The following is a 10,033-nucleotide window of genomic DNA, read 5'->3' as shown; positions in this document are numbered from 1 at the left end:
GGTGTAATGGTTCCAAAGCTGAACCGTCACTTTGCCTTTCGCCTTCCCGTCGCCGGAGGCACCCCCGGACCCGGACCCCGTTCCGCCCGCGTCCTTGCCCCCGGCACATCCGCTAAGTCCTGCCGCCGCCAGCATGGTCGCCAGCAGCGCCGTCATCGTTTTATGCGTTGTATTCCGTTTCATGTCAGCCACCCTTTCGATAGTGTGTTTACGATGTTGCCGCCTTCTCTCCCCTCACGGTGAGCCGGAGCATCCGGGCTTCCGCTTCAGGCGGGTACATGATAAATAGTCGCGTGCCCTGTCTCCTTCCGCTCATCGGACAAGACTAAATGAAAACCACCTCCTACAATTAATATAAAAACGGAATAATCCTCCACAAAAGGACACACTTCGGGACAATACTCCGTCTGCCCCCATGCACGGATTTGCCGCACAGGGTGCCGGACGGCCGTGGCTCCCCCCTCTATGTTGAAGTATCGAACATAGAGAGGGTGGCTTCGCGTCGCGAAGTAGTTTCCGCCGCAGTACAGGCGCTCCGTGCCCCGTCCGATTGCCTAGGCAACCCGCATCGGCTTGGTCAGTGCCGCTTGTTCCGCAGGAACGCGTCGATCTGGCGCTGCAGCTCCGACCCGATCGCCTCCAGCAGCGCACCGGCTTCGGCTTCAAAACGCGGCCACGCTTCCTCCGGGTCGAGCACTCCGTTAAACAGCGGCGTGTAGTACTCCGCTTCAATCCTTGTATACGCGTTCAGCTCGTTCTGTACCGGGGTTCCGTCGAACTGGAACCCGGTCAGTACATCCGGCGTAAAATGCTCTGCCCGCCGAATAAACCAGTCCAACGCCTCCGTGCGGTCATCGGTCGCCGGAATGCGATCGTCGTCCGGGTTCCACAACCAGACGTACGGGAACTGCTGATAGCCGCTTTTCAGCGTCCGATATCGGTCCGTCCCTACGGGCTCCCAATGGACGCCCGGAAGTCCGTACGCCAGCAGGTCGTAGTTGTCCTTCTCGTTGGCCCAATTAAGGAACTGGATCGCTTCCTCTTTGTGCTTGCTGGTCACCGGAACCGCGATAAAATTCCATTGGGCGAAATTCGACAAATTCGCCTTCGGAATGTCCTGATAAAAGATCACGCTCTCCAGCTCTCCGTCCGCTGCATGCCGCTTCAGCTTTTCCTGATTCCCCTCGTCAACCGAGAACGAGCCTGCCGGGAAGACCGCTACCTCGCCCGAGAAGCCCGGGTCTTGAAAATCTTTGATGCCGAGCACGTTCTGATCCATGACGCCGTCCACATACAATCGGCGAGCTTCACGAATCCAGTCCCGGACCGGCGAGTCCTTTTCGTGAAACAGATTGTGCACCTTGCCGTCATTGCGCTGGTAATACAGCATCAGGCTGCTGCCCAGCGCCTGCGTCGGCCGGATCTGGTTCTGGACATCATCGTAATGCCGGAACGCCGCCTGACTGTAGAGCTGCTGCGACGTGTTCCCCGCCGCGATCAGCGGCACGATGCCCGGCTCCTTTTGCTTTAGAAGGTAGGCGAACCGGATCAGTTCTTCGTAGCTTTGGATCGGCGGCACGCCAAGCTTCTCGCGAAGGTCCTTGCGGACGAAATACGAGTGGCCCATCGCATAGGAGACGCCGAGCGGGATCGCCATAATTTTGCCGCCGTACCGGTTGGCCTCCCACATCGGCCGTGGCCGCTTGGCAAGGATCGTCTCGCCGTACTTCTCCAGCAGCACGTCGAGCGGCTCGTAGTACCCGCTGGAGATCATCTCGCTCAAATGCAGCCACGGCGCGTCGAACACGAGATCGATCTCCTCGCCCGAAGCCAGCGCCACCTGGGATACCCGGCCGAAGTCGTTCCATGGCACGAACTTGATGTCGAGCCTCACGTTGAGCGTTCCTGCGAGACGCCGCTGCGCTTCCTGCAGCACAAGGTCGTAATCGGCGGCCCGATCGCCCGGGAGCATGATGCGGAGCGTCACCGGAGAAGGCGTGGCGGCCGGAGCCGTCCGGCGTGCATCGGAAGCGGAGGACCCTCCGCACCCCGCAGGCAAGAGAAGCGCAGCGAGCAAGCATCCCCATCGCAGCGTCCGGTTCATTCCGCTTCCCCTCCTTCTCCTTCGGTATGGTGCAGCCGGTATTGGTTCGGGGTCAGTCCCGTCGCTTTTTTGAACGCCGTAAAATAATGGCTCCGGGTCAAAAATCCCGAACGCTCCCCGATATCCGCCACCGACATGGTTGTCGCGACAAGCAGCTCCTTCACTTTCTCGATCCTTGTGTTCAGGATGTAATTCGAGAGCGACACGCCGCGCACTTCCTGAAAAATGCTGCGGGCATACTTGGCCGACAGCGAGACGTGCTCCGCGATCGCTTCAACGGACAGCATCGGATCGTGAATATGGTAAAGTACGTAGTTCATCATCTCCTCCGCAAGCTTCTCCTTCCGGTCGCCCCCTTTGCGGGAGCTCAGCTGGTCCATGACGGCGAACAGCTCCGCCTCCAGCCAGTAGCGCGCTTCCTGCAGCGTCGAGAACCGGTCGAGCTGTTTGTCGATGCCGTCCATGCCCTGCAGCGCCCGAAGCTTGTCGAATTCCTTCATGATCGTAAATAAAATGACGGTCAGCCTTACCTTGCATTCGGAGTATTTGACTGCCGCCATCTGCCCGAACAGCTCCTCCAGCAGCAGGACGACCTGGTCCTTCTTCCCGGACTTGACCGTGACAAGCAGCTTGTCGAGGCTCTTCGGATCGGACAACGGCTGCAGCAGCCGCACGTAGCTTTCGTAATCGCCCTCCGTATACACCTTGTCTTCGCCGCTGATGAACTTGAGCAGCGTAAGCTCCAGAATGAAATCGTAGACGGAGCGCAGATCGTCCTCCAAATGCTTCAGATCGCTCACCGCTATGGTCGCCTGAAGCCGGACATACGTGGCAATATGCCCCTTGATCGTCTCCAGCAGCTTGCGGACCTCGGCATCGTCCCGATCCAGCCCGATCAAAAAGACAATGTGGTCGCCGGCCAGATCGATCGTCTCCAGCGTGCCGCCCTCACCGCCGATGATTTCTCCGGCAATGTTGCCCATCGCGTATTTGAGCAGTTGGCGGGAAGCAAAATCGTACGTTTCGGCAACGTCCCGGTACGCGTCGATTTTGACGACAGCGAGACGGATGAGATCCGACGCCAGGAGCTCCGATTCCCGGGCAATCCCTTCCCGCAGCGTCCGGTTCATTCTTCCCTGCAGCAGCCACTGGCGCAAATATTCCGCCTTGATCAAGCCGGAATGGCCGCGAAGCGATTGATGCATTTCGTCGACCCGGCTGGACAGCAGCTCGATCCCGCTCTTCAAGATGCTGTACTCGTCGCCAGCAGCAGGGAGGGCCAGCGCGGAATGGCGCGACTCCTGCACGATACGGCGCTGCAATTGGTCCGCCAACCTGCGGAAAGGCTTCACCATCCGGCGGGAATTCCAGAATGCCGCCAGCAGCAGCAGGACGAGCAGCAGCAGCGAGTAGCCGATGATTTTCGTCTGGAACGCTTGTGCTTGACTCTTAAACGCTTTCAACTCGGTTAACGAATACACCGTCCATTTCTGCGAAGCCAGCGGTGCGGAATTGACGAACAATTGCATGCCGCGCACGGTCATAACCTGCGTCTCCGAACCCGACGGCTTCAGGCGGCGCAGCTCGTTCAGGATGGCCGCGTCGTTCTCCGTGGTGCCCAGCACATTCCGGCCTTGGCCGTCCACAATCATCAGGTCCATGCCGAGCTCCTTGTTCAGACCGAGCAGATTTTCCTGCAGCGCCCTATTATCCAACAGGAGCACGAGATAGCCGCGGTGGTCTTTCCTGGCCGGCGTGGACGGAACGATGAGCGCGAGATAAGGCTCGCCGCCGGTTTCATGATAAAAAAACTGCAAAAAGAGCGGCCGGTCCTCCCGGATCTTCTTCAGCATCGCCGCATCCCCGAATTTCTCGAACGAAACGAGCCCCTTGAGCGAATCGATCACCTGCTCCTTGTGGACATTCACCAGATAGGCGCGCTTGATAAACGGCTCGGTCGACATATAGTTCGTCAGCGCATGGAGCGCTTCCATGTCGTCCAGCGGACTGCGGCCGGCCGATTGCAGCCATTCCTGCACCGTACGGTCCTGATACATATGTAGCCCGTACGCTTTGAGCTTGTTCAGCAGAAACTCGGTGCGGCTTGCCGTTTGCAGCATCGTATCGCGGTTGAACAGATCCATTTGCGAGTAGGCGTATTTCGAGAACTGGTTCGCCAAAAACATGGAGAAAGGAATAATGATCATCGTAAAAATCATTCCGATCCACAAATAAATCCGAACGTAGTTCTTGGAAAATAAATGTCGCATCGTCCAACCTTCCTTGCGCGTCTGTCGTAGTAGTCACCGTCCTCATTATACTATACATCCGATTTCGGACATCCGTATTGGACTGATCGAGATAAGGTAAGTTGGCGTATCGGAAATTCCTGCCCCCATCGTAGCATTTGCCTCCCGGATTCGCCCAGTTCTCATTTGCCCAAAACGGTTCTCAAATGGCGGAAAACCGCTATTTTCAAGGCTTCCGCTCCGGTCCGACACGGACTTTTGCCGGACGGATGTCGTCTTCGATAGCTGCCAAAATGAAAACAGGCGGGCGGCCGAAGAGGTGCTCTTCCAGCCGTTCGCCTGTCCGAAATGCAGCTTTATTTTGCAGGGGTCCCCTGCCCGGTATATCGTACGATTAAAATCTCAGCCCTCCGATGCGCGCTCCTTTAGCGCGTCCCCGGCCGATGCTCCGGCTGCTCCGTCACGACCGTTCCGTCCGCAAGACGCAGCCAGCTCTCGAAGCCGCGCTCGCCTTCGCGCAGCCGGATGATGCGCGCTCCGCGCGGGAAATCGTCCCGGCCGTACGTGTTGTAGCCTGTCGCCCGGCCATAGCACAGGCGGACGCCGTGAAGCGTGCCGAAGTAATCATTAACGTGGTCGTGTCCGGCGAACGTGCCCATGACGTCGCCCATTTCGACGAGCGCCGCGAACAGTCCCGTATTGATCTTCGGGCAGCACACGTTCTCGTACTTATGCCCGTGGCACACCTCGCGCTCCCACACCTCCGCATACTCCGGCAGCGGGATATGGAAGAACGCCAAAGCCGGCAGCGGCGTGCCGCGGTTGCCCGACGTATAGGCGGCGGATTGCCGGACGTACCAATCGACCTGATCGCGGCAAATCCAGCCGTAGCCCTGAACGTGCGGCAGCGTGGACATACAGCCGGAGTCGAAGCCGTACAGCAAGGCGGACGGACGGCCGGACGCATCCCGGACTTCGAGCACGTAGTTGCCTTCTCCGGCAATGTCCGACGGACCGCCCGACGCTAACGCGTATTCGTAGCCCGACACTCTGTCCATAAGCTGCTGCCGGGTGATTTTCATCTCGGTATCGTGATTGCCGAAGACGACCGCCCACGGGATGCGCCGCTTCTCGACGACAGAAACCGCCCGGTCGAAACGGCCAAGCGGATCGTCGCATTCCTTGTCTTCGATGACGTCTCCGGTGAAGTAGACCAGATCCGGCCGCTCCGCTTCGAGAATATGCTCCATCAGCTCCAAGGTGCGACGGTCCGCGTCGCCTCCGGATTTCATATGCACGTCGGTGAACTGCACAATCGTAAACGTCCGGTCTTCCCGAAAAGTTAAAGCTTGCATTTGAATCGCTCCTCTTCGCTAGTTGTATATCTCGTTACCATCTGCCGGAAGCAGCGCCTGCTTCGTGGTTGACGCAGATCGATTCCGCCGACGCCGGACCCGCAGGACCGAATCAGGCCGTCTTCCTTGCCGCTTCCGTTTTATCCCCGGGTTCGAGAGGCTTCCATCCTGGCGTCTCGACCCTCACCATACCCGGAAGTACGATCAACTCCTGCACGACGTGCTCGTATTGCCCGGCAGTCGTCTTGAGCGCCATACGTACGCTTAAGGCTTGGCGGAAGCCTTCCTCCGTTTCCTTCGCCCGGCTCTCCAGATGCAGCACGGTGACGGAAGCTCCCGCAGCCTTGATCCGGTTCAGCATCGCGCCGAGATTTCCATCCCCGTCCCAGAGCTCGACCTCCACCTCGCGCTTGCGCTTCGTCTTCGCCAGCGCCGCCTTTTCCACTTTGTTCAAGAGGAACAAGCTAACGATGACTGCAGCCGTCGAGACGACGGCACCATAGTAAAAACCGGCGCCGACCGCAAGGCCGATGGCCGCTACGACCCATAGCGAAGCCGCGGTCGTCAGCCCCGACACGGTCGGTCCCGTGCGTATAATCGTTCCGGCCCCGAGGAAGCCGATGCCGCTGATCACCTGGGCGGCCAGACGTGCCGGGTCCAGCCTCACGTTCGCTTCGACCGCAAAATCGGAAAAACCGTAGCTTGACAGCAGCACAATCAGAGCCGAGCCCATGCAGACCAGAATATGCGTGCGAAATCCGGCCGAATGCCCGCCGATTTCCCGCTCCAAGCCGATCAGACCGCCCAGCACCAGCGCCGTAATAATGCGAAGCGTCAGCTCCGCATAGCCGATATGCCACACATCCGGGGTCAACGACAGTTCCATGGGGACCTCCCCTTAACGCCCGAGCGGAACGGCGATCCGTTTCTTCTCGTGCACGTAGATGATTTCCTTGTACCCGGTCCGGGCCAGCAAATCCATCGCTTCATCCAACTGCGTCCCGATGTCGTCCGGAAAATGGGAGTCCGAGCTCAACGTAATCGGAACGCCGTGTTTATGCAAAATATCCAGAAAAGCCGGACTCGGGCAAGCTTCCTTGACCGGGTACCGGTAAGCGAGTCCGGTATTGATCTCGGTCGCCACATCAGCTTGCTTAAGCGCACGGGCCACATCTTCGTACATCGGCACCAGCAGCTTCTCCTCCGGCCGGTAATTAAACACCTTCAGATTGTCCAGGTGCGCGATAATGTCGAACAAGCCGCTGGAAGCCGCCATTTTCACGTAGTCGAACAACTGCCGATATAACGCGAGCAGGTCTTTTTCCTTGAACAGCTCCTGGGTCTCCGGGTTATCGAAGCCCCAACCTTCCAGAAAATGGACGGACCCGATCACGTAATCCAGCTCGTACCGCGCCAGCAGCTCGCCGAGCTCCGCCTCGCCTCCCGGGAAAAAGTCCGCCTCGACCCCGAGCGATACGGGCACGCCCGCGTCCTTCGCCCGGCGCACCGCCTGAAGATACGGCTCGATGGAGCTTACGCAGACACGGTCCAGCCAGTACTGCTGCAGCCGGCCAAGCGGCGTATCGTCCACGATCATGTGCCGTTCGTAGTACGGCCGGAACTCGGTAAACCGGTACAGATGGTCCACCATCCCGAACCGCTCGATCCCTCGCTGCCGCCCCTGCTCGAAATAGAACGCGAGCCATTCGTCGCTGAAACAGCCCGCCGCAAGCCGCTGCTGAAGCAGCTCTCCCAGCTTGTTCATCCATTCGAGCGAATGCGGCCGCTCACCCAGCCGCCCGCTCTCCCGATGCACGTTCTCCAACGCCCGTGCCGTCCGCTGCAGCCAGCCGGTCGAGTACGGCCCTTCCTCCAGGTGAAAATGAAAATCCAGCTTCATCCCGCTTCCTCCTCACTCCGTCGATTTAGAAAACACTCACGAAATTAACGATTGATCATCACTTTTTTGTTGATTGTTGATTATACGAATTTATTGTTGTGGTTTCTTGTTGATTATTGTAGTCCTTTCTTCATTATCCGTCAATCACAAAATGAATCGGGCGTTGACAATGAATTTTGGCAGGACGGTCATTGATGGCTTTGGAAAAACTTTTCAAATCCTTTATACTGAATAAATAAGAAGTTTTTCTGCCAAAGCCGATAAGACGGTTAATGGGATTTATCATCATGATTATAAATAGTAAAACACCCAAAGGAGCGATCCCCTTGCTAATCGATATCAAATCCAGATTGGACCAGCCCGAAGTCGCGGAGCTTCTCGAATACTCCATTTTTCCCGACCCGGTTCGGCTGGAGCAAACCATAAACGACTACAAGCGCGGCGAAGAGCTTGAAATGTACGGCTACGAAAAAGACGGAAAGCTGATCGGCCTCGTCGGCTTCCGGATCGATTCCGGGCGCGTCATGGAGCTGCGGCACATTGCGGTCCAGCCGGACTATCGGGGACAAGGCTATGGCCGGGGCCAAATTTTGGAGCTGATCCACCTCAAAAACCCCGCGGAAATCGTCGCGGAAACGGATGAGGATGCGGTCGATTTTTACCGGAACATCGGATTCGAGATTGTCAGCCTGGGCGAACAATATCCGGGTGCGGAGCGGTTTCGCTGCACCTATGCGGTTGAGCCGGAGGAGGAATAGGAAGCATGAGCCGTTCCGTTGAAATCGTCGAAATCCGGGCGTACGAGCCGGAATCGTTGGAGCAGTTGGCCGAGCTGCTGATTGATGCCGTGGAGAGCGGCGCTTCGGTCGGCTTTTTGCCCCCGTTAAGCAAGGAAGAAGCCATGAATTATTGGAAAAGCGCGCTGGAGCCGGGCGTCGTCCTGTGGGCGGCCAAACTCGATCGGGCGATTGTCGGCACCGTACAGCTCCAGCTCGCGCAAAAAAAGAATGCCGCCCACCGGGCGGAAATCGCCAAGCTGATGGTCCATACCCGCAGCCGCAGACACGGCATCGCCCGCGCTCTGATGCTGGCGGCCGAGGAACGGGCCCGCACCGAAAAGCGAACGCTGCTTGTGCTCGATACGCGCGCAGGCGATCCGTCCAACCTGCTGTACCGGTCGCTCGAGTATGTGGAGGCTGGACGCATTCCCCGCTATGCCCGCTCCGCAGATGGCAGCCTGGACGATACCGTGTTTTACTACAAGGAGGTCGAGCTATAGCGCCATGAAGCATCTCCTGCTTCTTCTCAGCCCGCGCGAGCCAGCCAGGCCGCGCCGGATCATTTTCCGTATAAGGTTCCCTTATTAACCCATGCGTTTGAAAAGTTGATGGCTCTGGAGCCAAGCCTGGACTCCAAGATGCAGTTTATTTCTCTGGATTGGCAGATGACGGACTGGAAGCTGTCCGAGGACGAGCGGAACGAACTTATCGATCATTTTCATACGAAATACGGCGCGGAGATCCTGTTCGACTCCTATCCTCAATTAAAGGAGAAAAACAAGCTGGACCCGAAAACGAACAGCCTCTACGGTATCCTGCTCAATATCGAGAAACTGGAAATTCATTCACCGGAAAGCGTGACGGTCACCGGCGGAAAATACCGCTCTCCGTTAGGCGCCGCGGGAATGACAGCCACTTGGCAGAAAACGAAGAATGGCTGGGAAATCGTCAAAACTACAGATCATTGGATCAGTTAGGAGGCTTCGGATGAACAAAACAATCGTATATTTAGTCCGGCACGGACAGACGGAATGGAACGTACAGCACCGGTTTCAAGGTCATCAGGATTCTCCGCTGACGGAGCTTGGCTTGAAGCAGGCCCGTTGGCTTGGCGAAACGCTGTTGGAGCAGCCGCTCGATTGGATCTACAGCAGCTCCAGTCCCCGGGCCGTCAAGACTGCCGAGCTGATCCGCGGCAGCCGGCCCATTGCCATGACGGAATGCGACGAAATGAAGGAAATCAACCTGGGCGAATGGGAAGGACAGGTCGCTGCCGAAATTGCCGAGCGCTGCCCGGAGGCTTACGAGCACTTCTGGCGTCAGCCGGACCGCTTCCGCGCCGCTCAAGCGGAGACGTTCGCGGAGGTGGAGCGGCGCGCCCTCGGCAAGCTCCGCCACATTCTGCGCGACCATGCCGGACAAGCCGTGCTGATCGTCACCCATACGGTCGTGGTCAAATTGCTGATGGCCGCTTTCGAACAAAGACCGATCGAGCAATTATGGGAGCTTCCGTACATACATCCGGCCTGCCTATGTAAGATCGAGTTTACTGAGGACGGCAAGCCGGACATCAAGCTGCACGGCGACATCAGCCATTATCAGGAATCGCTTCAGCCTGCGGAAGGATAAATGACGCATGATCCGGG

Annotated in this window: 9 protein-coding genes and 1 pseudogene; 4 read left to right on the top strand and 6 right to left on the bottom strand. The window is 57.9% G+C overall.

Annotation, left to right across the window (positions count from 1 at the left end; all coding sequences use genetic code 11):
* From QJ48_RS15340 to QJ48_RS15315, 6 genes and pseudogenes are all read right to left on the bottom strand, one after another.
* Nucleotides 1-183 (bottom strand): annotated as a pseudogene (locus QJ48_RS15340) (ABC transporter substrate-binding protein); the annotation flags it as partial.
* A 394-nt stretch (nucleotides 184-577) separates the two neighbouring features.
* Nucleotides 578-2,104: an extracellular solute-binding protein gene (locus QJ48_RS15335; protein ID WP_054974434.1), complete on the bottom strand. Its 1,527-nt coding sequence runs from the start codon at nucleotides 2,102-2,104 to the stop codon at nucleotides 578-580.
* A complete protein-coding gene (locus QJ48_RS15330) occupies nucleotides 2,101-4,374 on the bottom strand; it encodes an AraC family transcriptional regulator (protein ID WP_054974433.1) in 2,274 nt (757 codons plus the stop codon). The genes QJ48_RS15335 and QJ48_RS15330 overlap by 4 nt, the downstream gene beginning before the upstream one ends.
* A gap of 404 nt (nucleotides 4,375-4,778) precedes the next feature.
* Nucleotides 4,779-5,708, bottom strand: coding sequence for a metallophosphoesterase family protein (locus QJ48_RS15325; protein ID WP_054974432.1), 930 nt, complete (start codon nucleotides 5,706-5,708; stop codon nucleotides 4,779-4,781).
* Between the two features lie 112 nt (nucleotides 5,709-5,820).
* A complete protein-coding gene (locus tag QJ48_RS15320; RefSeq protein WP_054974431.1) occupies nucleotides 5,821-6,594 on the bottom strand; it encodes an MgtC/SapB family protein in 774 nt (257 codons plus the stop codon).
* A gap of 12 nt (nucleotides 6,595-6,606) precedes the next feature.
* On the bottom strand, nucleotides 6,607-7,608 hold the full coding sequence (locus QJ48_RS15315) for a PHP domain-containing protein (protein ID WP_054974430.1): 1,002 nt from the start codon (nucleotides 7,606-7,608) through the stop codon (nucleotides 6,607-6,609).
* A gap of 326 nt (nucleotides 7,609-7,934) precedes the next feature.
* On the opposite strand from QJ48_RS15315, the gene QJ48_RS15310 reads away from it, so the two are divergent.
* The 4 genes from QJ48_RS15310 (at nucleotide 7,935) to QJ48_RS15295 (ending at nucleotide 10,016) form a co-directional block, all read left to right on the top strand.
* On the top strand, nucleotides 7,935-8,366 hold the full coding sequence (locus tag QJ48_RS15310) for a GNAT family N-acetyltransferase (RefSeq protein ID WP_054974429.1): 432 nt from the start codon (nucleotides 7,935-7,937) through the stop codon (nucleotides 8,364-8,366).
* 5 nt (nucleotides 8,367-8,371) lie between these two features.
* Nucleotides 8,372-8,887, top strand: coding sequence for a GNAT family N-acetyltransferase (locus tag QJ48_RS15305; protein WP_054974428.1), 516 nt, complete (start codon nucleotides 8,372-8,374; stop codon nucleotides 8,885-8,887).
* Between the two features lie 108 nt (nucleotides 8,888-8,995).
* Nucleotides 8,996-9,364 carry a hypothetical protein gene (locus tag QJ48_RS15300; protein ID WP_157261640.1) on the top strand — a complete coding sequence of 123 codons (369 nt, stop codon included), beginning with the start codon at nucleotides 8,996-8,998 and terminating at the stop codon, nucleotides 9,362-9,364.
* A 10-nt stretch (nucleotides 9,365-9,374) separates the two neighbouring features.
* Nucleotides 9,375-10,016 carry a histidine phosphatase family protein gene (locus QJ48_RS15295; protein ID WP_054974426.1) on the top strand — a complete coding sequence of 214 codons (642 nt, stop codon included), beginning with the start codon at nucleotides 9,375-9,377 and terminating at the stop codon, nucleotides 10,014-10,016.
* Nucleotides 10,017-10,033: the final 17 nt, after the last annotated feature.

The sequence above is a fragment of the Paenibacillus sp. A3 genome (assembly GCF_001399685.1).
Lineage (GTDB): Bacteria > Bacillota > Bacilli > Paenibacillales > NBRC-103111 > Paenibacillus_G.
This window is presented reverse-complemented; position numbering and strand designations above follow the sequence as displayed.

What these genes read in the sequence shown, in the direction of transcription:
- QJ48_RS15305 (WP_054974428.1), top strand. Translation starts at nt 8,372, where the DNA reads ATGAGCCGTTCCGTTGAAATCGTCGAAATCCGGGCGTACGAGCCGGAA.
- QJ48_RS15335 (WP_054974434.1), bottom strand. Translation starts at nt 2,104, where the DNA reads ATGAACCGGACGCTGCGATGGGGATGCTTGCTCGCTGCGCTTCTCTTG.
- QJ48_RS15330 (WP_054974433.1), bottom strand. Translation starts at nt 4,374, where the DNA reads ATGCGACATTTATTTTCCAAGAACTACGTTCGGATTTATTTGTGGATC.
- QJ48_RS15300 (WP_157261640.1), top strand. Translation starts at nt 8,996, where the DNA reads ATGGCTCTGGAGCCAAGCCTGGACTCCAAGATGCAGTTTATTTCTCTG.
- QJ48_RS15295 (WP_054974426.1), top strand. Translation starts at nt 9,375, where the DNA reads ATGAACAAAACAATCGTATATTTAGTCCGGCACGGACAGACGGAATGG.
- QJ48_RS15315 (WP_054974430.1), bottom strand. Translation starts at nt 7,608, where the DNA reads ATGAAGCTGGATTTTCATTTTCACCTGGAGGAAGGGCCGTACTCGACC.
- QJ48_RS15325 (WP_054974432.1), bottom strand. Translation starts at nt 5,708, where the DNA reads ATGCAAGCTTTAACTTTTCGGGAAGACCGGACGTTTACGATTGTGCAG.
- QJ48_RS15320 (WP_054974431.1), bottom strand. Translation starts at nt 6,594, where the DNA reads ATGGAACTGTCGTTGACCCCGGATGTGTGGCATATCGGCTATGCGGAG.